The following is a 20,968-nucleotide window of genomic DNA, read 5'->3' as shown; positions in this document are numbered from 1 at the left end:
AGGGAAGGCCGAGTGATCGGCGACACCTGTATGCTGCTGTGCGGTCTTTTTTGCGCGTGCCTTTCGCGCAGCAGACCGCGGGTGCCTGTCGGCACCCGGCCTTCCCTGCGCCCTCTTGGCTCAAGAGGGTGAAGTGACGAAGCAAAGCTCGGGCGAAACGTGCCGCGAGGCTGCGAAGGCGTGTCTGCAAGCCGAGCTGCGTGCCACAAGCTCGATCTCGTAGAGTGGGCAAAGCGCAAGCGTGCCCACGCCCTGATGATGCAGGCTCAAATTCATGACCGTCACCCTAAGGTGCTCGCCATGCAAGGCAAGGCTCGGCCTGCGATTCGTGCACATCGCAAGCCTCGCACGTCCAGCGACAACAGCTTTGCGGTCGCGCGGGTATGACGGTTCTCTGGGCCCGGGACTTTCGCTGCAGCCACCCACCCAGGGAACGCCGCCCTCTCGCGCGTGTTGTGCCCTTGGCGGAGCCCCGGCCGATGCTATGGTGTCCGCTATCTCTGTGATGACAGGACGAGGACATTCCAGTGGCTGACGTTCATCCCGCGGCGGGCAAGCAGGCTTCGCCGGACGCGCTCACCAATATTCCGCGGCTGGTGACGGCTTATTTCGCCGGCAAGCCCGATGCCGCGGATCCCGCGCAGCGCGTGGCGTTCGGCACCTCCGGCCATCGCGGCACCTCGTTCAAGAATACCTTCAACGAGGGCCACATCCTCGCGACCACGCAGGCCATCTGTGACTACAGACACGAAAAAGGGTTGACCGGTCCGCTCTTCATCGGCATCGACACCCACGCGCTGGCCGAGCCGGCGCTCGCGAGCGCCGTCGAGGTGTTCGCGGCAAACGGCGTCGACATCATGATCGACAAGGACGGCGGCTACACGCCGACGCCCGTCATCTCACACGCGATCCTCACCCATAACAAGGGTCGCGCCAGCGGCCTTGCCGACGGCGTCGTCATCACGCCCTCGCACAATCCCCCCGAGGACGGCGGCTACAAATACAATCCACCGCATGGCGGCCCCGCCGACACCGACGTCACAGGAATCGTCGAGAAGCGCGCCAATGCCTACCTCGCCGACAACCTCAAGGGCGTGAAGCGCATGGACTATGCGAAGGCGCGCAAGTCTTCGAACGTCCACGCCTATGACTTCGTCTCGCCCTACGTCGCCGATCTCGGCAACGTGGTCGATCTCGAGCTGGTCAAATCCGCCGGCATCAAGATCGGCATCGATCCGCTCGGCGGCGCCGCCGTGCATTATTGGCATCCGATCATCGAGCGCTACGGTCTGAATGCCACGGTGGTGAACGAGGCGATCGACCCGACTTTCCGCTTCATGACGGTGGATTGGGACGGCAAGATCCGCATGGACTGCTCCTCGCCCTATGCGATGGCGAGCCTGATCGGGATGCGCGACCGCTTCGACGTCGCCTTTGCCAACGACACCGATGCCGACCGCCACGGCATCGTGACGCGGTCCGGCGGCCTGATGAATCCGAACCATTATCTGGCGACCGCGATCTCCTATCTGTTCGCGCATCGTCCGAACTGGAGCAAGGATGCCGCGATCGGCAAGACCGTGGTGTCGAGCTCGATCATCGACCGCGTCGCCAGGAAGCTCGGGCGCAGGCTGGTCGAGACCCCGGTCGGCTTCAAATGGTTCGTCGATGGCCTCCTCACCGGCGGTTTCGGCTTCGGCGGCGAGGAGAGTGCAGGGGCCTCGTTCCTGCGCCGCGACGGCACGGTGTGGACGACCGACAAGGACGGCATCATCCTCGGCCTGCTCGCCGCCGAGATCATGGCCAGGACCGACCGCGATCCCAGTCAGCTCTTCGGCGATCTCACCGCCGAGTTCGGCGTGCCGCACTACGCGCGCATCGACGTCGCCGCGACCGGGCCGCAGAAGAACATCCTGAAATCCGTCACGCCCGAGCAGCTCGGCCTCAAGGACCTCGCCGGCGATCCGGTCCGCTCAACGCTGAGCAAGGCGCCCGGCAACGGCCAGCCGTTCGGCGGCATCAAGGTCGAGACCGATTTCGGCTGGTTCGCGGCGCGGCCGTCCGGGACGGAAGACGTCTACAAGATCTACGCCGAGAGCTTCCGCAGCCCTGAGCATTTGAAGCGGATCCAGGAAGAGGCGCAGGCGGGGCTGGCGAAGGTGTTCGGGGCGTAAGTTGTTCCAAGAGGTGCCGCTCTCTTACCCTCCCCCTCCAGGGGGGCAGGCGTGTTTGGGTAAGTCTGTATACATCGTTAGTGGTAAAGGTATTATTATCCTCAAAATTTGATCTTGAACGTTTCTCTCCCTCAGTTATTGTATACATAACGCATACATAAGCCGTGGGAGTGAGACCGATGACAAAGCCCTTCCCGATGAACGCCTGGTACGCCGCCGCTTGGGACGCCGATGTGAAGCCGGCGCTGCTGCCGCGGACGATCTGCGGCAAGCACGTCGTGATGTATCGTAAGGCCGACGGCTCGGTGGCCGCGCTCGAGGACGCCTGCTGGCACCGCCTGGTGCCGCTGTCGAAGGGGCGGCTTGAAGGCGACACCGTCGTCTGCGGGTATCACGGCCTCAAGTTCAACGCGCAGGGCCGCTGCACCTTCATGCCCTCGCAGGAGACCATCAACCCCTCGGCCTGCGTGCGCTCCTATCCGGTGGTCGAGCGTCATCGCTACGTCTGGCTCTGGATGGGCGATCCCGCGCTGGCCGATCCCGCGCTGGTCCCGGACATGCACTGGAATCACGATCCGGCCTGGGCGGGCGACGGCAAGACCATCCACGTCAAATGCGACTATCGCCTCGTGCTCGACAATCTCATGGATCTCACCCACGAGACCTTCGTGCACGGCTCCTCGATCGGCAACGACGCCGTCGCCGAGGCGCCATTCGACGTCACCCATGGCGAGAAGACGGTCACGGTGACGCGCTGGATGCGGAACATCGAGCCGCCGCCGTTCTGGGCCAAGCAGCTCGGCAAGCCGGGCCTGGTCGACCGCTGGCAGATCATCCGTTTCGAAGCACCGTGCACCATCGCGATCGACGTCGGCGTGGCGCCGACAGGCACCGGCGCGCCGGAGGGCGACCGCTCGCAGGGCGTCAACGGCTTCGTGCTCAACACCATCACGCCCGAGACCGAGAAGACCTGCCACTATTTCTGGTCCTTCGTGCGCAATTATCAGCTCGGCGAGCAGCGCATCACCAGCGAGATCCGCGAGGGCGTCTCCGGCATCTTCCGCGAGGACGAACTGATCCTCGAGGCGCAGCAGCGCGCCATGGACGAGAACCCCGATCGCATCTTCTACAACCTCAACATCGATGCCGGCGCGATGTGGACGCGCAAGCTGATCGACAGGATGGTGGCGAAGGAAAACGGGCCGCAGCGCCTTCAGGCCGCGGAGTAGATCATGGCCGAGCGTGAGGTCGACCGTTCCGTCTCGCAGACCGTGAAGGCGCAGCTCGCGCTGCGGGACCAGATCCTGTCGGGAAGCCTGCGTCCGGGCGAGCGCATCTCCGAGCTCCAGGCGGTGGAAACCACCGGCGCCTCGCGCACCCCGGTGCGCATGGCGCTGGTGCGGCTCGAGGAGGAGGGCCTGCTGGAGGCGATCCCCTCCGGCGGCTTCATGGTGAAGGCCTTTTCGGAGCGCGACATCTCCGATTCCATCGAGCTGCGCGGCACGCTGGAGGGCCTTGCCGCGCGCTTCGCCGCCGAGCGCGGCGTCTCCGCGCGCGAGCTCGAGCCCTTGAAGGAATGCCTGGCTGCAATCGACGACTTGCTGAGCCAGGTGCCGATCTCGATCGAAGCCTTCTCGTCCTATGTCACGCTGAACGCGCGCTTCCACGCGCTGCTGACGGAATTGTCGCGCAGCCCGCCCCTGATCCGGCAGATCGATCGCGCCTCGGCGCTGCCATTCGCCTCGCCAAGCGGTTTCGTGATGGCGCAGTCGGCATTGCCGGAAGCGCAGCAGATCCTGATCATCGGCCAGGAGCACCACCGCGTCGTGATCGACGCCATCGAGAACCGCGAAGGCGCGCGCGCCGAAGCCGTCATGCGCGAACATGCGCGGCTCGCCGTGCGCAATCTGCGGCTGGCGCTGCGCAACCGCACCCATCTCGACCTCCTGCCGGCGCTCGCGCTGATCAAGACCACAACCGATTGAGGGCAGCCGCCATGCGCTTCATCGACACCTGGATTCCGGCAACGCTCGTCTCGATGCGCGACCTTGCGCCCGGCATTCGCGAATTCCTGATCCGGCCCGACCAGTTCGATGCCGCTGCGTATCCGGTCGGCAGCCACATCAATGTCAGCGTGACCGTCGACGGCCTGCCCGAGACGCGGTCCTATTCGCTGGTCGGCGAAGCCTGCTCGGCCGGCTTCAAGATCGCGGTGCGCCGGGCCGAGGATTCCCGCGGCGGCTCGCGCTACATGTGGCAGCTCGCACCGGGCGCGCGGCTCGACATCACCCAGCCCGCCTCGCTGCTCGCGGTCGACTGGGCCCGCGAAAACTATTGCCTGATCGCCGGGGGCATCGGCATCACGCCGATCTTCGGCGCCGCGCAGGCGCTGGCGCGCCGCGGAGCAGGTGTCACGCTGCACTACGCAGTGCGCTCGCGCGCCGAAGCGGCCTATCTCGACGATCTCGCCGCCATGCTCGGTGACCGCCTGGTCGTCCATGCCGGCGATGAAGGCAAGCGGCTCGATCTCGACGCGCTGTTCGCGTCGGTCCCACGAGGCACGCTGGCCCTGTTCTGCGGCCCGATGCGCATGCTCGAGGCCGCGCGCCATGCCTGGATCGGCGCCGGCCATCCGCTGCCAGATCTCCGCTACGAGACCTTCGGCTCCAGCGGCACGCTGCCGACCGAAACTTTTCGCGTGCGCCTGAAGGACTCCAACGTCGAGCTCGAAATCCCGCGCGAGCGCTCGATGCTCGATGTGCTCAACGCCAGCGGCTTTGAGGTGATATCCGACTGCAAGCGCGGCGAATGTGGCCTCTGCGCCATCGACGTCGTCGAGGTCGACGGCGAGATCGACCATCGCGACGTCTTCTTCAGCGACCACCAGAAAGAGAGTAACCAGAAGATCTGCGCCTGCGTTTCGCGCGCGCGGGGCACGATCACGGTGGACACGCTGCTGCGCGCGGATGCGATTTGACACCGGGCGCGGTCGTCATGTCGCGGCCATGACGCCGCGGGTGGCTTGGTAGCCTACGCCGCGTAAATGGCCCGAAGCTTTTTCGTCTCCAGCAGCGCCATGACGCCATCCGCCGACACCGGTCGGCTGATCAGATAACCCTGAACCTCGCCGCAATTGATCTGCCTGAGATATTCGAGCTGATCGGCAGTCTCGACGCCTTCGGCGACCACGCCGATGTTGAGGTCTCGCGCCAGGCCGATCACCGATTTCACGATCGCGGCGCAGTCCGGCTGCACCAGCATGTCGCGGATGAAGGACTGGTCGACCTTGATGCGGCTGAACGGCAGCTTGCGCAGATAAGTAAGGGAGGAGAAGCCCGTCCCGAAATCGTCCAGCGCCACGGTGACACCGAGCTGCAGCAGCGCGTTCAGGACCGGCTCGGCCGAGCCGTATTTGGACAGCAGCATCGATTCCGTGATCTCGATCTCGAGCCGGTGCGGAGCGATCTTCGCCTCGCTGAGCGCCTGCACGATGATCTGGAGGATGCCGGCGTTGTGAAATTGCGACGCGGAGAAATTCACGGCGACCCTGATCTCGTCGGGCCATTTGGCGATCGTCGCGCAGGCGCGGCGAATCACCCACTCGCCGATCTCGTGGATCAGCCCGGTCTCCTCCGCGATCGGAATGAATTCGCTCGGCGGCACCAGTCCGCGCTCGGGATGTCGCCAGCGCAGCAGCGCCTCGAAGCCGGTGATGCGGTCTTCATCGAGATCGAGGAACGGCTGAAACACGAGGAACAGCTCGTTCCGCGCGATGGCGCCTTGAAGGTCCGCTTGCAACGCCTTGCGGTCGCGGGATGAACGGTCGTCGGCTTCCTCGAAGAAGCAGACCGTGCCGGGCCCCGCCTTCTTGGCGCGATAGAGCGCGGCGTCGGCATTCTTCATCACGTCGAGCTGCGTGTTGCCGTCGCGTGGCGCCAGCACGATGCCGACGCTGGTCGCGCCGACGATCTGGCGGCCCTCGATGCGGAACGGTTCGGTGAAGGCCGCGACGAAGCGTTCGGCGATCTCGAGCGCGTCTTCGGGGCGCGCCAGGTTGGCCATCACCAGCGCAAACTCGTCGCCGCCGATGCGCGCGACATGCTCGGCCGGGCGCGTGCAGCGTCGCAGGCGGCTCGCGACCTGGACCAAAAATTCGTCGCCGGCGGGATGACCGAACTTGTCGTTGACCTCCTTGAAACGGTCGAGATCGAGCAGGAGAACCGCGAACTCCTCGCCTGACAATGTCAGCCGCTTGAGCGCGGCTTCGAGCGTCTCGTTGAAGGCGACGCGGTTGGGCAAATGGGTCAGCGGATCCAGCCGCACCGAGCGCTCGGCCTCGATCTGCCGCATCACGCGACGCGCGAAGGAGAACGAATTGACGAACACGCCGCGGATCAGAACGCTGCCATAGACCACGACGAGGAAGGCGATCAGGAGAAACGCCAGATCGCCGTTCCTGCCGAGGCAGATGGCGATGCCGACGAAGATGGGGGCAGTGAAGGCGATGGCGGCGATCGGGATGGTGGCGAAGGCCAGCGCACCGCCGGCCAGCATTCCCGAGCACAGGCAGGTGATGACGAGCTGGCCGCCGGTGGAGGCATCATTGAAGAAGGCGACCGGTACGATGCCCCAGGCGGCGCCGAGGACGAAGGCATTGCGCACCAGGCGGTGCATGGCGCGGCGCGAGACGAATTGCGGCTTGGTGATGCGGCGTGCCGCGCGGGACTGCAGGCCGAACGCGATCGCTGCGCCGGCCACGGCGGTGGCCCAGATCAGAGCGGAGATGCGGTCCGGTGATTGCCACAACGCGACGGCGAGCACGATGGCGTTGCAGGCATTGGCGAGCATGATGCCGACGGAATAGCCAAGCACGAGCGAGATCTGCTCGGCGCGGATATGGCCGGCCACCGCTTCGTCGGTTGCGGGACCGCCGAACGCCGACAGATCGCCGGCAAACAGCCGGGCGAAATAGGTGGTCAGTTGAGTCCGCATTCCAGAGCCTAGCAGCTTGGGCAGTTCGTCCAGCTCGGTGCGGAGAATTCGCCGCAAACCTTTGACGAACTATGAATTATCCCTCGCTGCAGGGCGCGCGCCGGCCACTTCTGCGTGTTGGTGAGAGAGTATCGATAACAAATCGATACAAATGCGCGGTGACAGCCATGTTGGGGAAAGCGCCTTAACGCCCCAACTGTTTCGGATCGTAATAGAACCGCTCCTCGATGATCACATTGCCGCGCCAGCTCTGCCATGCGATCTCGTCCAGTGTCCGCGTCACCCCTTCCGCATTGGTGAAGCTGAAGACCCAGCGTGTCGCGACATGGTCGCCCTCGATCAGGCTCGGACCGATACGCACGGCCTTGACCTCCTTGGTCGCGGCCAGCACGCCGCGCTCCTCCGCGACCAGCTTTTCCCGGCCAACCGTGGGAGCAGCGTTGTTCTCGTAGGTCGCGGCGTCGGGCGCATAGAACTGTTCGATCGCGCCGACGAAATCCCCATCCTCCAGGCGCTTGGCAAAGGCTTCCACGACCTCACGGCTCGGCATCATGCACCTCACGGATAAAACCGACTGGTAGTCGGTAAATACCGACCAACGGTCGAAAAGTCAACTGGCGGGCTGCGTGCGGTTGGATTAGACGAGACCCATGGCAAAACAGGCGGAACGTCGTGCGGCGACATCGGAGGCGATCCTGACGGCGGCGCGCCGCCTGTTCGGGACGCAAGGCTTTGCCGCCACCACCATGGACGAGATCGCGGAGGCAGCCGCAGTCGCCAAGGGCGCGGTCTATCATCACTTCAGGACCAAGGAGGCGGTGTTCGAGGCCGTGTTCGACCAGGTCTCGCGCGATCTCGTCGTGGAGATCGACGGTGCCGCGCGCGCCGAGAAGGACGTGCTTGCCGCGATGGTCGCCGGCACCCAGCATTACTTTGCCGCGACCGCGAAGGGACCGACCGGCCAGGTCATCCTGCGCGACGGCCCGGCCGTCCTGGGGTGGGAGCGCTGGCGCGAGATCGACGCCAAGCACTTTGGCGGCAAGCTGCCGCGAGCGCTTTCCGCGGCGATGGACGCCGGCCTCATCGCGCGGCAGCCGGTCGAGCCGCTGGCGCGGCTCCTGCTCGGCGCGGTGACGGAGGCTGCGGTCGCCTGCGCCGGACGCGCGGATATCGCAAGGGCGGGCGCGGAATATGCCCGTGCGTTCAAGTCGCTGGTCGAGGCGCTGCGCGTCAAGCCATGATTGTGCTAGGTGACGAAACGGGAAACGCCAACAGCAACAAGAAGACAGTCAAGACATGACCGCAAATGCCTCTCTCACATCCAGCGATCCAGAGTTCGACTACATCATCGTCGGCGCCGGCTCCGCGGGCTGCGTGCTCGCCAACCGCCTGTCTGCGAACGGCAGGCACAGCGTGCTGCTGCTCGAAGCCGGCCCGAAGGATTCCAACATCTGGATCCACGTCCCGCTCGGCTACGGAAAGCTGTTCAAGGAGAAGAGCGTCAACTGGATGTACCAGACTGAGCCGGAGCCCGAGCTGAAGGGACGACAGGTGTTTCAGCCGCGCGGCAAGACGCTGGGCGGATCGAGCTCGATCAACGGCCTGCTTTATGTCCGCGGCCAGCATGAGGACTATGACCGCTGGCGCCAGCTCGGTAACACCGGCTGGGGCTATGACGACGTGCTGCCTTACTTCAAGAAGGCCGAGAACCAGTCGCGCGGTGCCGATCAGTATCATGGCAGCGGCGGTCCGCTGCCGGTCTCCAACATGATCGTGACCGATCCGCTGTCAAAGGCCTTCATCGACGCCGCGGTCGAGACCGGTCTGCCTTACAATCCTGATTTCAACGGTGCCACCCAGGAAGGCGTCGGCCTGTTTCAGACCACGACGCGCAACGGCCGACGCGCCTCGACGTCCGTCTCCTATCTCGGCCCGGCAAGGACACGCGGCAATCTCAAGGTCGAAACCGAGGCGCTCGGTCAGCGCGTGCTGTTCGAAGGACGTCGCGCCGTCGGCGTCGAATACAGGCAAGGCGCAACCGTGCGCCGCGCGCGGGCGCGGCAGGAGATCGTGCTGTCGAGCGGCGCCTACAACTCGCCGCAGCTGCTCCAGCTCTCCGGTGTCGGGCCCGGCGACCTCCTGCGCAAGCACGGCATCGATGTCGTGCTTGACGCGCCGGGCGTCGGTCACGATCTCCAGGACCACATGCAGGTCCGCATCGTTATGCGCTGCTCGCAGAAGATCACGCTCAACGACACCGTCAATCATCCGCTCCGCCGCACGCTCGCCGGCGCGCGCTATGCGCTCTTCCGCAAGGGCTGGCTGACGATCGCGGCCGGCACCGCGGGTGCTTTCTTCAAGACCAGCCCGCGGCTCGCCTCGCCCGACATCCAGGTGCATTTCCTGCCGTTCTCGACCGACAAGATGGGCGAGAAGCTGCACGACTTCTCCGGCTTCACGGCGTCGGTCTGCCAGCTCCGTCCCGAGAGCCGCGGTTCCCTGCGCATCCGGAGTGCGGACCCGACCGTGCCGCCGGAAATCCGCATCAACTACATGTCGACCGAGACCGACCGCACCACCAACGTCGAGGGCATCAAGATCCTGCGCAAGATCCTGAATGCGCCAGCCATGAAGCCGTTCGTGGTCAGCGAATATGACCCTGGGACGAAGGTATCCACGGATGCCGAAATTCTGGATTATTGCCGCGACCGCGGCAGCACCATCTACCATCCCACCTCGACCTGTCGTATGGGCAACGACCCGCTCGCGGTGGTCGATCAGCGGTTGAAAGTGCGGGGCCTCGAAGGCCTTCGCGTCGTCGACGGCTCGATCATGCCGGATCTCGTGTCGGGGAACACCAACGCGCCGATCATCATGATCGCCGAAAAGGCCTCCGACATGATATTGGAGGATGCGGGATAACCCGCGATTGTTGAGAGGACCAGGACTTGGCTACGCGATTGAGGATCGGCACACGCAAGAGCGCGATGGCGCTGGCACAGACGGAAGAGATCGCGCGCCGCCTGACCGCCGCCCTGCCCGGTCTCGACGTCGAGATCGTCAAGTTCGACACCACGGGCGATACCGACCAGACCAGCAAGCTGCTGCCCCATGGCGGCAAGGGCGGCGCCTTCGTGGCGCAGATCCGGGCCGCCGTGCTGTCCGGCGACTTGCAGGCGGCGATGCATTCGCTGAAGGACATGCCCGGCAACGAGGACACGCCAGGCCTCGTCATCGGCGCCACGCTGTCGCGCGATCCACCCGGCGACGCGCTGGTGCTGCGCGACGGGGTGACATTGGAGGCGCTGCGCCAGTCGCGCGGCAAGGGTTTCAAGATCGGCACCAATGCGGTGCGCCGTGCCGCCTATGCGCGGCGGCTGTTTCCGGATGTCGAGGTGATCCACTTCCGCGGCGCCGCCGACACCCGCGTGCGAAAACTCGACAATGGCGAGAAGCAGAAGCTGCCGGATGGCGGCGCGGTAGGCCCGGCGGACGCGCTGATCATGGCGCGTTCCGGTCTCGACCGCGTCGGCCTCGCCAGCCGCATCGCTTACGAGTTTACTGCGGTGGAGATGCTGCCGGCGGCGGGGCAGGGCATCGTCGCCGTCGAATGCGCGGCGCAGGACTGGCAGACGCGAAAAATCCTGTCATCGATCGACGATCCCGCCGCGCACGCCTCTGCCGATGCCGAGCGCGAGGTGCTGTGGGTGCTCAACGGCCACTGCAATTCTCCGGTGGCCGGCTTCTCGACCATCGCCGGCGATCAGATGTCGCTGACCGCATCCGTGCTCGACCTCTCCGGCAACACCATCATCGAAGCCTCGCGCGAAGGTCCCGCCAATCGCCCGCGCGAGCTCGGCCGTGCGGTGGGTCTGGATCTGCTGATGAAAGGCGCCGCCGAGATCATCGAGCGCAGCCGGCCGCGCTAGGACGTTAATTCCAGCCTAATTCGAGCAAGTTTTAGGTAAAGTTGCCCTTATCTAATCGAGAACTGTCTTAACATCTTCCGCTTCTCCTGCCGGCCGTGAGGGCGCATAGAGCCGTCACTTTGGCAAAAAAGAGTGGCGACGATGGCTGGCAATGAAGTCTTCATCCTCGAAGACGATCTCACGATGCGCGCGATGCTGAGAATTGTTCTCGAGCGCGCCGGGTATCGACCGGTGTTTTTCGCGGATGGCGGGGCGCTGCTTGCGCGCCTTGGCCGGAGCTGTCCGGCTTGCATCCTCCTGGACCTCTGTCTGCCGGCCGAGTCCGGGCTCGACGTCCTGGGCGAGCTCCGAAACATGTCCAATCCGACGCCGGTCCTTATCGTATCGGGCCAAGGTGATATTCCGACCGCGGTGCGCGCGCTTCACCTGGGGGCCGCAGATTTCGTGGAGAAGCCGTTCAACGCCGGCGATCTCATCGCGCGGATCGAGGATGCCGGGGCGAGCGCCGACACAGGCTCGCCGGCTCAGGCTGACGGCTTCAAGACTTCCTGGCGGCTGACCAAGCGAGAGCAGGAAGTGCTGGATCATTTGCTTGCCGGCTCGACCAGCAAGGTCATCGGGCGCAAATTGAACCTCAGCCCGCGAACGATCGAGGACCATCGCGCTAGCATCATGCGAAAGGCTGGGGTCAAGACAATCGCCCAGCTTGCGATTGCGGCTTTCGAGGCCACCCGGAGCAACCGAACGGTCCCCGTCGCGGGAGGTGCGCGTGGCGACGCCAGCCGGCAGAACGCGTCCTTGTGATCTCCGGGTCTAACCGCGCCCGTCTCTCACGCGCTTGATCATCTGCTCGACATGGGTGATCGGCGTCTCCGGCTGGATGCCATGGCCGAGGTTGAAGACCAGCCGCCCTTGCGCAAAATTGGTCAGCACGTCATCGACCGCGCGTTCGAGCGCGGCGCCGCCCGCGATCAGCGCCAGCGGGTCGAGATTGCCCTGCACGGCGACCTTGCTCTGCACGCGCTCGCGGATGAAGGCCGGCTCTGCCGTCCAGTCGATGCTCACGGCATTGACGCCTGTCGCCTCGACGTAACCGGGCAGTAGCGCGCCGGCGCCGCGGGGGAAGCCGACGATCTTGGCATCCGACACCTTGGCCCGCACGCCCTCGACGATGCGCCGCGTCGGCTCGACCGACCAGCGCGCGAATTCAGCCGGCGGCAGCACGCCAGCCCAGGTGTCGAAGATCTGCAAGGCGTTGGCGCCGGCATCGAGCTGCGCCAGCAGATATTGAATGGAGTTCTCGACCAGCGCGTCGATGATCTCAGCGAACGCCTCCGGATGCCGGTAGGCCATCATTCGGGCCGGCGCCTGGTCGGGCGTGCCCTGGCCAGCAACCATGTAGGTCGCGACCGTCCACGGCGCGCCGCAGAAGCCGATCAGCGCGACCTTCGGGTCCAGCGCGCTACGTACGATACGCAGCGCCTCGAACACCGGCTCGAGCTTGCCGAAATCGGCGCGCCGCATCAGCGTCGCGACCTTCGCGGGATCATCCAGCGGATCCAGCCGTGGGCCCTCGCCGACCTCGAACCGCACCGAGCGCCCGAGCGCATAGGGGATCACCAGGATGTCCGAGAAGATGATCGCCGCATCGAAGCCGAACCTGCGGATCGGTTGCAGCGTCACCTCGGCCGCAAGCTCCGGGTTGAAGCAGAGGTCGAGGAAGCCGCCGGCCTTGGCGCGCACCTCGCGATATTCCGGCAAATAGCGGCCGGCCTGCCGCATCATCCACATGGGCGGGGTGCTCTGACGCTGGCCGGAGAGCACGTCGATGAAGGGCTTTTTTGCAGATTGGGGCACGAATGGTCCTGAACAGGGTTATGGCCCCTGATACACCGCCTCGGCCCGCAGCGGAACAGGGGAACCAGCGCGATCGGGCCGCGTTGACCCGCCGATGGAGGAGATTATGGCTGAGACATTCAATCCCGCGCCGCATGACAAGCACGCCGACGATCCGCATGAAGCGCTGGCCGCCGACCGCCACAGCAAGCTCGACGCCGGGCTCAGAGACACCTTCCCAGCGTCTGATCCCGTGAGCGCCGCCCAGCCGACGCCCTCGAAGGCCGATGCTGATGCCGACAGTCCCTCGCTCTGGGACAAGGTCAAGGCGATCTTCAGCTAGCAGGCGCCAGGAGGCCGGATTCCGATAGGCTCGCTAATATCCTGTTAGCGATGCGCCGATTGCGGCATCCGTAGGACTACTGGAACCCGGGCAGATCGCCGCGTATTCCAGTAGGGATTTCAGAGTTCACTAATAGAAGCGGCAGAGTTTCCGAACCATCGGAGAATTCTGCCGCATGAGCCTTGCGACCCAAAGAGCCGGATGGAGCCGCCTGCCGCTGCGCGCGGCAGCGTTCGTCGTGCTGACCTGCGCGACCATTCTCGGCGTCAGCGGCTGGCGCGAATGGGCTGCGCGCGATGCGGTGCTCCGGGGTGCCGAGACCGAAATGGCCAACGTCGCCCGGTCGCTGACCCAGCATGCCGAGGACAGCCTCGATCTCCTGGATTCCGGCGTCGTCGGCGTCGTCAGCCGGCTCGAGATGGACGGCACCGGCCCCACCACCATCGCCAAGCTCGGCAACGTCATGGAGGCGCGCAGGAAGGCCGTTCCGCGCATCCACAGCTTCGCCATCATCGACGACCAGGGCAACTGGCTGACCTCGCCCGGCACGATCGGCTCGACGCTCAGCGACGACGCGCTCTTCCGCCATCATCAGCTCTCCCCGAAACGGGAGCCCTATGTCGGCCATCCCGTGAAGAGCCTCCTCGAAGGCGAATGGGTGGTCACTCTGTCGCGCCGCTTCAACAAGCCGGACGGCAGCTTCGGCGGCGTGGTGCTCGCGACCATCAGTTCCGGATATCTCGCGCACTTCTACGAGCAGTTCGAGATCGGCCGCAACAGCTCTGCTGCGTTGGTTCATGGCGACGGATTGATCATCGCGCGCAATCCCAGCAACGACAAGTTCGTCGGCCGCAGCGTCGCCGACACCCCGCTGTTCCGCGACGCCAGCCTGCAGCGGCCGAGCGGCGCCTATCATTTCAAGTCGCCGCTGGACGGTGCCGAGCGCGTCAGCTTCTTCAAGCGCTCCGTCCGCTATCCGCTGGTCCTGCTCGCCACGCTGGACAAGGACGAGCTGCTCGCGCCCTGGCGCGCCGCGGCCATCTCCCGCATGCTCTACGTCCTCGCGCTGGTGATGCTGATTGCGGTCATCGGCGCCGTGCTGGTGCGGCAGTTGCAGCGCGGCCAGCGCATGGCCGCGGCCCTGGTCGAGAAAGAGGCCCATTTCCGCCTGCTCGCCGAAGGCTCCAGCGACATGGTGACGCGCATCGGGCTCGACGAGCGGCTGCGCTATGTCTCGCCCTCGTCCGTGCGCGTCGTCGGCTGGCGCGCCAATCAATTGATCGGCACGCCGGCGCTGGCGGGCATCAATCCGGAGGATCTGCCGGTGGTCCAGGCGATCGTCGACGCCATGAAGCGCGGCGAACGCGAGGAGGCGCGCCTCATTTACCGCAACTCGCACAGGAGGAACGGTGAGGTCTGGCTGGAATCGACCATGCGGGTGACGCGCAAGGACGATGGCCGCGTCGACGGCGTGGTCGCGATCTCGCGCGACATCACCGAGCACAAGAAGCTGGAAACCAGGCTCGAGACGCTTGCGATCGAGGACAGCCTCACTGGCCTTGCCAATCGCCGTCGCTTCGACGAGCGGCTGAAAGAGGAATGGGCGCGGGCCTATCGCGACCGCTCCAGCCTCGCTTTGCTGATGATCGATGTCGATCACTTCAAGGCCTACAACGACGATTACGGCCATCCCGCGGGCGACGCCTGCCTGCGCCTGGTCGCGAAGATCATCGCGGCCGAGACGCAGCGTGCCGGCGATCTGGCGGCGCGCTATGGCGGCGAGGAATTCGCCATGCTGCTGCCGAACACCGATGCCGCCGGCTGCGCCCTGGTCGGTGAACGGATCCGCAAGGCCATTCACGAGGCCGGCCTCGTTCAAAGCAGCAATCTGGCGTCTGGATGCGTTACCGTCTCGGTCGGCGGTGCGACCTGCCGGCCGGCGCTGGAGCGCACGGCGGGCGTGGCCTCGCTGGTTGAAGCTGCCGACCGGGCGCTCTACGCCGCCAAGGACGCCGGCCGCAACCGCCTGATGATGTCCGGCGAGCTCATGAGTTTGATGCCCAAGGCGTCCGGCCAGTAGGACGGCTCAATAATGCGGCGGAGGCTCGTTGGCGGGCCCCGGCGCATTCGCCTCGGCTTCCTGGAGCCGCTCGCCGAGCTCCGCGATCTTCCGCGTCAGCAGATCGATCTGCTTCCACTGCGCGGTGATGGTCTGGTTCAGCGTCTCGATCGCGTCGTCCTGGTAGGCGAGCCGCGTCTCCAGCGTGTCGATGCGCTCGCTCAGCGTCCTGATCTCATTCGTCACGCGCAGCATCCTTGTTCCGTTCGCGCAAGCCGGATTCTTGCAGGCCATGGCCCAGCGCGACACGCTCGTCGAACACGAAGCATTCGCCGCGCCAGCGGCTCTGCTCCTCCGGCACCTCTTCCAGATATCTGAGGATGCCGCCCTTGAGGTGATAGACCTCGGCAAAGCCGCGCGCGAGCAGATGCGCGCTCGCCTTCTCGCAGCGGATGCCGCCGGTGCAGAACATCGCGATCCTGCGGTGTCTGGCCGGATCGAGCCGCTGGGCGGCAAAATCCTTGAACTGGCCGAAGCTTCTGATGCCGGGATCGACGGCGCCTTCGAACGTTCCCATCGCCACCTCGAAGGCGTTGCGGGTGTCGAGCAGCAGCGTATCCGGCGCCGAGATCAGCGCGTTCCAGTCGCTGGCATCGACATAGGTGCCGACCTGGCGGGTCGGATCGGCAGCCGCATCGCCGAGCGTGACGATCTCCTTCTTAAGCCGCACCTTGAGCCGCCCGAACGGCATGGCCTCGGCGGTCGAGAACTTCAATTCGAGATTGTCCAGCCGGCCGCCGAACATGTCGCCGTGCGCCAGCTCATGGGCGAGGGCATCGATCGCCTTCGGCACACCGGCGAGCGTGCCGTTGATGCCTTCCTGCGCCAGCAGCACGCTGCCCTTCAGCGTCAGGCCGGCGCAGAACGCGCGCAGCGGTTCGCGCAGCTCGCGGTAATCCGGGAGGGCAGCGAACTGGTAGAAGGCGGCGACCTTGGTGACCGAATGGGGACCAGACATGGCGGCTCGTTTAGCAGGCGCGTGCGGCCCAGAAAACCCGCAGGAGGCGCCGGCCTCGAAAGGTCTATACGCCTGGTGGATGGCAGCCATTTCGCTGGTATGCCAGCATTGCCCCGACGGGCGGGAATGTGTCATGTAGACCCGGGTTTTGCGAGATGGCGCACCACCTGCGCCCACGGCCAAGAGAGCAAGAATTCGATGAGAAACTTCCATTTCCCCGGCAGGTCCACGGTCCACGCCACCAACGCGATGGTTGCGACCTCGCACCCGCAGGCCTCGCTCGCGGCAATCGAGGTGCTGCGGGAGGGCGGCACTGCGGTGGATGCGGCGGTGGCCGGCTCGGCCCTGCTCGGCGTGATCGAGCCGCAATCGACCGGTATCGGCGGCGACTGTTTCGCACTGGTCCAGCCGCGGGGTGAGGGCAAGATCATCGCCTATAACGGCTCCGGCCGCGCGCCGAAGGCGGCGAATGCCGACTGGTATCTCGAGCGCAAGATCAACTCGGTGCCGCTGACCTCGGCGCATGCGGTTTCGATTCCCGGCGTGATCGATGCCTTTGCAACCGTGCTGCGCGATCACGGCAAGTTCGGCTTCGACCGCCTGCTGCAGCCCGCGATCAAGGCGGCCGAGGAAGGCTATGTCGTCGCCCCCCGCATCGCCTTCGACTGGAAGAACCAGTTCGAGAAGCTGAAGGCCGGCACCAACACCGTGCGCTACCTGCTGCCGGGCGGCAAGCCGCCGGTGGCCGGCGACGTCATCCGCCAGGCCGAGCTCGGCAAGACCCTGCGCGCGATCGCCAAGGACGGCCGCGACGGCTTCTACAAGGGCGCGGTCGCCGAAGACATGGTCGAGACGCTGCGCGGGATCGGTGGCCTCCATACGCTCGACGATTTCGCCGCGCACACCACCGAGACGACGACGCCGATCGGCACCATGTACAAGGGCTATGACGTCTGGCAGTGCCCGCCGAACGGCCCGGGCGTCACCGCGTTGCTGATGCTCAACATCCTGTCGCGCTTCGACCTGACCAAGTACGCGCCCCTGAGCGTCGAGCGCTTTCATCTCGAGGCGGAAGCCGCGCGCATCGCCTACATGAACCGCGAGATGCATGTCGCCTCTCCCGAGCACATGAAGATCAATGTCGCCGAGATGCTGGAGAAGGGTTTTGCCGACGAGTACATCAGCAAGATCCGCATGGACGGCATGCTCGACCTGCCGAACGTCGCGCCGCCGATGAATCCGTCGACCATCTACATCACGGTGGTGGACAAGGACCGCAACGTCTGCTCGTTCATCAACTCGGTCGCGCATTCCTTCGGCTCGGCGATCGTCTCGAACAAGACCGGCGTGCTGTTCCAGAACCGCGCCGGCGGCTTCCGCATCCAGCCCGGCCATCCCAACTGCATCGAGGGCGGCAAGCGGCCGTTGCACACCATCATGCCGGGCCTGCTCACCAAGGGCGGCCGCTCCACGATGTCGTTCGCCGTGATGGGCGGACAGTACCAGCCGACCGGCCAGACCCATGTCTTGACCAACATCCTCGACTATGGCTGCGACGTGCAGGAGGCGATCGACATGCCGCGCGGCCTGCACTACGAGGGCCAGTATCAGCTCGAGGACAGCGTGCCGGCCGCGATCGTCGAGGGGCTGAAGAAGCTCGGTCACAAGACCACCAGCGTGGTCGGCCCGCTCGGCGGCGCCCAGGCGATCTGGATCGATTGGGACAAGGGCACGCTCACCGGCGGTTCCGATCCGCGCAAGGACGGCTGCGCGCTCGGCTACTGATCGAGGCGCAAGGGCTGGAAACGTTACCCTCGTTGCGCTAGACACCTTCCGCCTCAAACGGAAGGTGTCTTATGCAGCGTTTCCAGCGCGCGCTTCTCACTCTGATGTCGGCACTCGCGATCACGGTGATCGCCGGCGTGTCGCATTTCGTTTCCACCACGGCCTCGGCCCAGACCGCAGGAAAGACCATGACCACAGCTTCAGGCTTGCAGATCATCGATTCCACCGTCGGTACCGGCGCCTCGCCGCAGCCCGGACAGATCTGCGTGATGCACTACACCGGCTGGCTCTACGAGAACGGCCAGAAGGGCAAGAAATTCGACAGCTCCGTCGACCGCAAGGAGCCGTTCGAATTCCCGATCGGCAAGGGCCGCGTCATCGCGGGCTGGGACGAGGGTGTCGCCTCCATGAAGGTCGGCGGCAAGCGCACGCTCATCATCCCGCCGCAGCTCGGCTACGGCGCGCGCGGCGCGGGCGGCGTGATCCCGCCGAACGCGACGCTGATGTTCGACGTGGAATTGCTCGCGGTGAAGTGACGGCGCAGCCGTCATTCCGGGGCGGCTCGAAGAGCCGAACCCGGAATCTCGAGATTCCGGGTTCGGTGCTACGCACCGCCCCGGAATGACAGCAAAGAAAGACCGGCCTTTCGGCCGGTCTTTTCATTTTCAGATCGTCGCGCGTCATTCCGCCGCGCGCTTGGCCGCGGCTGCGGCGCGATCGATCGCCTCCTTCGCAGCGTCCTTGGCATCGCCCATGGCCTGCTGGCCCTTGCCCTTCACTTCCTGGACCACGCCTTCGCCCTTCATGCGCTCGGAACCGGTGGCTTCACCGATGCCCTGCTTGGCCTTGCCGATCGCCTCGTTGGCGGTACCCTTGATCTTGTCGGTCGTGCTGCCCATGAAACTCTCCTTCTGGTTTGCTCGTCGAAACAACGTCCGGCAGCTATGAGAGTTCCGAATTTGGTATGGCTTGATGTCGCGGCTTTGGTTAGTTTCGCGCGCACGGAACAAACAGAAAGAAAATCCCATGACCGGCCATGACCATTCGCACTCCCACCATGATCACGATCATCATCATGATGATCGCTGGAAACATGACGGCGTGCGCGTCATTCCCGGCAATCAGCTCGACACCAACGTGCCTTCGACGGCTGGCATGGACCGTGCCGCCGCCATCAATTTCGCCCGTGTCGGCGCGCAAAAATTGTGGGCCGGCACCGTCAGCATCAAGCCCGACGCCAAGACCGGCGCGCATCATCACGGCCATCTCGAAAGCGTGATCTATGTCGTGAAGGGCAAGGCGCGGATGCGCTGGGGCGAGAGCCTGCAATTCACCGCGGAGGCCGGTCCCGGCGATTTCATCTTCGTCCCGCCCTACGTGCCGCACCAGGAGATCAACGCCAGCCCGGACGAGGTGCTGGAATGCGTGCTGGTGCGCAGCGACGGCGAGGCGGTCGCGATCAATCTCGACATCGAGCCGGTCGAGAAGCCCGAGACCGTGCTGTGGATCGACCCCGTGCACCGGGACCCGAACGAGAAGAAGTAGGGTTGTTCCGAGGGACCCGGTTCGGTGCGACAAAGATTCCGCTGATCCCAGGTCAAAAAATATCCTGAAGCGGTGTCGGATGGCCGTCGGCCCGTCCGTCCTTGGGCTGAAACCGCCCCAAGGAGCCTCCGATGCCCAAGATGATCTTCGTCAGCCTGCCGGTGACCGATCTTGCGCGCGCCACCGCCTTCTACGAGGCGGTCGGCGCGGCCAAGAACCCGCAGTTCAGCGACGACACGGCGTCCTGCATGGTCTTTTCCGAGACCATCTTCGCGATGCTGATGACCCACGACAAATTCCGCCAGTTCACGCCGAAGCCGATCGCTGACGCCAGGACCTCCAACCAGGTGCTGCTTTGCCTGTCCGCGGACAGCCGCGGCGACGTCGACGACATCGTCGGCAGGGCCGAGGCCGCCGGCGGCGTGGCCGATCCCAGCCCGAAGGACGAATACAGCTTCATGTACGGTCGCAGCTTCGAAGATCCGGACGGACACATGTGGGGTGTGAACTGGATGGACCTCGCGGCCGCGCCTCTGCAGCCCGACATGGCGAACGCCTGAACGAAGTCCGTGAGATCAAAGAACTGAAGAGGAGCTTTCACGATGTCCAAGGTCGTACCCTGCATGTGGTTCAACGGCGATGCCGAGGAAGCTGCGAAGTTCTACACCTCGCTCGTGCCGAATTCGGCCGTCACGCACGTCCAGCGTAACGTCTCGGATGGTCCGTCCGGCAAGGAAGGCTCCGTGCTCGTCGTCGAGTTCACGGTGGCGGGGCAGCCGCTGGTCGCGCTCAACGGCGGCATGAAGATGGAATACACCCACGCCATCTCGCTGATGATCCATTGCGACGACCAGGCCCAGGTCGATGGCGTCTGGAATGCGTTTCTCGCCGATGGCGGCAAGGAAGAGCAGTGCGGCTGGCTGAGGGATCGCTGGGGCGTGGCCTGGCAGGTGGTGCCGAAAGTGATGTTCGAGTTCCTGTCGAGCCCCGATAGGGCCGCGGCCGCACGCGCGATGCAGGCCATGATGAAGATGGTCAAGCTCGACGTCGAGGCACTGCGCCGGGCGTTCGAGGGCAGGTCGGCGGCGTAGTACGGATGCTCTCGCCATATACACGTGTACTGGCTGTCCCGGTTAAGCCGGGGCATGACAGCGGAACTTGAGGCAAGATCTGGCCGCTAGAGCATTTTCGGTTCTGATTCAATCAGAACCGAAGCTCTAGATTCTTGTTTTGACGCGTTTTCTTCACGCGAACCGGTGTCCACTTCGCTCGAAAACGCTCTAGCAG

The 20,968-nt window shown here is 65.1% G+C and carries 21 protein-coding genes and 1 pseudogene; 16 read left to right on the top strand and 6 right to left on the bottom strand.

The window, feature by feature from the left end:
- Positions 1 to 527 precede the first annotated feature (527 nt).
- The 4 genes from pgm (at position 528) to UNPF46_RS21290 (ending at position 5,151) form a co-directional block, all read left to right on the top strand.
- A complete protein-coding gene (gene pgm / locus UNPF46_RS21305) occupies positions 528 to 2,174 on the top strand; it encodes a phosphoglucomutase (alpha-D-glucose-1,6-bisphosphate-dependent) (RefSeq protein ID WP_142251316.1) in 1,647 nt (548 codons plus the stop codon).
- A gap of 179 nt (positions 2,175 to 2,353) precedes the next feature.
- Positions 2,354 to 3,403, top strand: coding sequence for an aromatic ring-hydroxylating dioxygenase subunit alpha (locus tag UNPF46_RS21300; protein ID WP_100181082.1), 1,050 nt, complete (start codon positions 2,354 to 2,356; stop codon positions 3,401 to 3,403).
- Positions 3,404 to 3,406: 3 nt separating this feature from the next.
- Complete coding sequence (locus tag UNPF46_RS21295) at positions 3,407 to 4,159, top strand: GntR family transcriptional regulator (protein ID WP_097662837.1); 753 nt, start codon at positions 3,407 to 3,409, stop codon at positions 4,157 to 4,159.
- An 11-nt stretch (positions 4,160 to 4,170) separates the two neighbouring features.
- The gene (locus tag UNPF46_RS21290; protein ID WP_142251315.1) at positions 4,171 to 5,151 is read left to right on the top strand and encodes a PDR/VanB family oxidoreductase; all 981 of its coding nucleotides are present in this window, start codon (positions 4,171 to 4,173) and stop codon (positions 5,149 to 5,151) included.
- Positions 5,152 to 5,204: 53 nt separating this feature from the next.
- Here the strand turns inward: UNPF46_RS21290 and UNPF46_RS21285 are convergent, their stop codons facing one another.
- Both UNPF46_RS21285 and UNPF46_RS21280 read right to left on the bottom strand, forming a co-directional pair.
- Complete coding sequence (locus UNPF46_RS21285) at positions 5,205 to 7,166, bottom strand: putative bifunctional diguanylate cyclase/phosphodiesterase (protein WP_142251314.1); 1,962 nt, start codon at positions 7,164 to 7,166, stop codon at positions 5,205 to 5,207.
- Positions 7,167 to 7,350: 184 nt separating this feature from the next.
- Positions 7,351 to 7,716 (bottom strand): nuclear transport factor 2 family protein, encoded by a 366-nt coding sequence (locus tag UNPF46_RS21280; protein ID WP_142251313.1) that lies wholly within the window; start codon positions 7,714 to 7,716, stop codon positions 7,351 to 7,353.
- Positions 7,717 to 7,816: 100 nt separating this feature from the next.
- Between UNPF46_RS21280 and UNPF46_RS21275 the strand changes: the two genes are divergently transcribed.
- From UNPF46_RS21275 to UNPF46_RS38740, 5 genes and pseudogenes are all read left to right on the top strand, one after another.
- On the top strand, positions 7,817 to 8,407 hold the full coding sequence (locus UNPF46_RS21275; protein ID WP_142251312.1) for a TetR/AcrR family transcriptional regulator: 591 nt from the start codon (positions 7,817 to 7,819) through the stop codon (positions 8,405 to 8,407).
- Positions 8,408 to 8,462: 55 nt separating this feature from the next.
- Entirely contained in the window at positions 8,463 to 10,088 is a 1,626-nt protein-coding gene (locus UNPF46_RS21270; protein ID WP_142251311.1) for a GMC family oxidoreductase, read from the top strand.
- 26 nt (positions 10,089 to 10,114) lie between these two features.
- Positions 10,115 to 11,095 carry a hydroxymethylbilane synthase gene (gene hemC, locus UNPF46_RS21265; RefSeq protein WP_142251310.1) on the top strand — a complete coding sequence of 327 codons (981 nt, stop codon included), beginning with the start codon at positions 10,115 to 10,117 and terminating at the stop codon, positions 11,093 to 11,095.
- 141 nt (positions 11,096 to 11,236) lie between these two features.
- Positions 11,237 to 11,524: pseudogene (locus UNPF46_RS38745) on the top strand (response regulator transcription factor); the annotation flags it as partial.
- Positions 11,525 to 11,671: 147 nt separating this feature from the next.
- On the top strand, positions 11,672 to 11,899 hold the full coding sequence (locus tag UNPF46_RS38740) for a LuxR C-terminal-related transcriptional regulator (RefSeq protein WP_502705496.1): 228 nt from the start codon (positions 11,672 to 11,674) through the stop codon (positions 11,897 to 11,899).
- Positions 11,900 to 11,908: 9 nt separating this feature from the next.
- On the opposite strand, the gene hemE is transcribed toward UNPF46_RS38740, so the two are convergent.
- Positions 11,909 to 12,952, bottom strand: coding sequence for a uroporphyrinogen decarboxylase (gene hemE, locus UNPF46_RS21255; RefSeq protein WP_142251308.1), 1,044 nt, complete (start codon positions 12,950 to 12,952; stop codon positions 11,909 to 11,911).
- Positions 12,953 to 13,058: 106 nt separating this feature from the next.
- Between hemE and UNPF46_RS21250 the strand changes: the two genes are divergently transcribed.
- Entirely contained in the window at positions 13,059 to 13,274 is a 216-nt protein-coding gene (locus UNPF46_RS21250; protein ID WP_174718856.1) for a hypothetical protein, read from the top strand.
- A 175-nt stretch (positions 13,275 to 13,449) separates the two neighbouring features.
- Positions 13,450 to 15,354, top strand: a complete 1,905-nt coding sequence (locus UNPF46_RS21245; RefSeq protein WP_142251307.1) for a sensor domain-containing diguanylate cyclase — start codon at positions 13,450 to 13,452, stop codon at positions 15,352 to 15,354.
- Between the two features lie 6 nt (positions 15,355 to 15,360).
- Here the strand turns inward: UNPF46_RS21245 and UNPF46_RS21240 are convergent, their stop codons facing one another.
- Both UNPF46_RS21240 and trhO read right to left on the bottom strand, forming a co-directional pair.
- Complete coding sequence (locus UNPF46_RS21240) at positions 15,361 to 15,579, bottom strand: SlyX family protein (RefSeq protein WP_100181081.1); 219 nt, start codon at positions 15,577 to 15,579, stop codon at positions 15,361 to 15,363.
- On the bottom strand, positions 15,569 to 16,351 hold the full coding sequence (gene trhO, locus UNPF46_RS21235) for an oxygen-dependent tRNA uridine(34) hydroxylase TrhO (protein WP_142251306.1): 783 nt from the start codon (positions 16,349 to 16,351) through the stop codon (positions 15,569 to 15,571). Before trhO ends, UNPF46_RS21240 begins: the two co-directional genes overlap by 11 nt.
- A 198-nt stretch (positions 16,352 to 16,549) precedes the next feature.
- Between trhO and ggt the strand changes: the two genes are divergently transcribed.
- Positions 16,550 to 18,136 carry a gamma-glutamyltransferase gene (gene ggt, locus UNPF46_RS21230; protein WP_142251305.1) on the top strand — a complete coding sequence of 529 codons (1,587 nt, stop codon included), beginning with the start codon at positions 16,550 to 16,552 and terminating at the stop codon, positions 18,134 to 18,136.
- 71 nt (positions 18,137 to 18,207) lie between these two features.
- Positions 18,208 to 18,672, top strand: coding sequence for an FKBP-type peptidyl-prolyl cis-trans isomerase (locus tag UNPF46_RS21225; protein WP_018323238.1), 465 nt, complete (start codon positions 18,208 to 18,210; stop codon positions 18,670 to 18,672).
- A gap of 144 nt (positions 18,673 to 18,816) precedes the next feature.
- Here UNPF46_RS21225 and UNPF46_RS21220 read toward each other — a convergent pair whose 3' ends face one another.
- Positions 18,817 to 19,035 carry a CsbD family protein gene (locus UNPF46_RS21220; RefSeq protein WP_100176377.1) on the bottom strand — a complete coding sequence of 73 codons (219 nt, stop codon included), beginning with the start codon at positions 19,033 to 19,035 and terminating at the stop codon, positions 18,817 to 18,819.
- Between the two features lie 127 nt (positions 19,036 to 19,162).
- On the opposite strand from UNPF46_RS21220, the gene UNPF46_RS21215 reads away from it, so the two are divergent.
- The 3 genes from UNPF46_RS21215 to UNPF46_RS21205 all read left to right on the top strand — a co-directional run bounded on the left by UNPF46_RS21215 (position 19,163) and on the right by UNPF46_RS21205 (position 20,772).
- Complete coding sequence (locus UNPF46_RS21215) at positions 19,163 to 19,681, top strand: cupin domain-containing protein (RefSeq protein WP_100176376.1); 519 nt, start codon at positions 19,163 to 19,165, stop codon at positions 19,679 to 19,681.
- 131 nt (positions 19,682 to 19,812) lie between these two features.
- The gene (locus UNPF46_RS21210) at positions 19,813 to 20,241 is read left to right on the top strand and encodes a VOC family protein (protein WP_100176375.1); all 429 of its coding nucleotides are present in this window, start codon (positions 19,813 to 19,815) and stop codon (positions 20,239 to 20,241) included.
- A gap of 42 nt (positions 20,242 to 20,283) precedes the next feature.
- Positions 20,284 to 20,772 (top strand): VOC family protein, encoded by a 489-nt coding sequence (locus UNPF46_RS21205; protein ID WP_142251304.1) that lies wholly within the window; start codon positions 20,284 to 20,286, stop codon positions 20,770 to 20,772.
- The last annotated feature ends 196 nt before the right edge of the window (positions 20,773 to 20,968 follow it).

It is taken from the genome of Bradyrhizobium sp. UNPF46 (assembly GCF_006658625.1).
Classification (GTDB): domain Bacteria; phylum Pseudomonadota; class Alphaproteobacteria; order Rhizobiales; family Xanthobacteraceae; genus Bradyrhizobium; species Bradyrhizobium nitroreducens.
This window is presented reverse-complemented; position numbering and strand designations above follow the sequence as displayed.

Bases quoted from the DNA above. Each gene is read 5' to 3' on its own strand.
- UNPF46_RS21300 (WP_100181082.1), top strand. From the start codon at position 2,354: ATGACAAAGCCCTTCCCGATGAACGCCTGGTACGCCGCCGCTTGGGAC.
- UNPF46_RS21295 (WP_097662837.1), top strand. From the start codon at position 3,407: ATGGCCGAGCGTGAGGTCGACCGTTCCGTCTCGCAGACCGTGAAGGCG.
- UNPF46_RS21290 (WP_142251315.1), top strand. From the start codon at position 4,171: ATGCGCTTCATCGACACCTGGATTCCGGCAACGCTCGTCTCGATGCGC.
- UNPF46_RS21285 (WP_142251314.1), bottom strand. From the start codon at position 7,166: ATGCGGACTCAACTGACCACCTATTTCGCCCGGCTGTTTGCCGGCGAT.
- UNPF46_RS21280 (WP_142251313.1), bottom strand. From the start codon at position 7,716: ATGCCGAGCCGTGAGGTCGTGGAAGCCTTTGCCAAGCGCCTGGAGGAT.
- UNPF46_RS21275 (WP_142251312.1), top strand. From the start codon at position 7,817: ATGGCAAAACAGGCGGAACGTCGTGCGGCGACATCGGAGGCGATCCTG.
- UNPF46_RS21270 (WP_142251311.1), top strand. From the start codon at position 8,463: ATGACCGCAAATGCCTCTCTCACATCCAGCGATCCAGAGTTCGACTAC.
- UNPF46_RS21250 (WP_174718856.1), top strand. From the start codon at position 13,059: ATGGCTGAGACATTCAATCCCGCGCCGCATGACAAGCACGCCGACGAT.
- UNPF46_RS21245 (WP_142251307.1), top strand. From the start codon at position 13,450: ATGAGCCTTGCGACCCAAAGAGCCGGATGGAGCCGCCTGCCGCTGCGC.
- trhO (WP_142251306.1), bottom strand. From the start codon at position 16,351: ATGTCTGGTCCCCATTCGGTCACCAAGGTCGCCGCCTTCTACCAGTTC.
- ggt (WP_142251305.1), top strand. From the start codon at position 16,550: ATGAGAAACTTCCATTTCCCCGGCAGGTCCACGGTCCACGCCACCAAC.
- UNPF46_RS21225 (WP_018323238.1), top strand. From the start codon at position 18,208: ATGCAGCGTTTCCAGCGCGCGCTTCTCACTCTGATGTCGGCACTCGCG.
- UNPF46_RS21220 (WP_100176377.1), bottom strand. From the start codon at position 19,035: ATGGGCAGCACGACCGACAAGATCAAGGGTACCGCCAACGAGGCGATC.
- UNPF46_RS21215 (WP_100176376.1), top strand. From the start codon at position 19,163: ATGACCGGCCATGACCATTCGCACTCCCACCATGATCACGATCATCAT.
- UNPF46_RS21210 (WP_100176375.1), top strand. From the start codon at position 19,813: ATGCCCAAGATGATCTTCGTCAGCCTGCCGGTGACCGATCTTGCGCGC.
- UNPF46_RS21205 (WP_142251304.1), top strand. From the start codon at position 20,284: ATGTCCAAGGTCGTACCCTGCATGTGGTTCAACGGCGATGCCGAGGAA.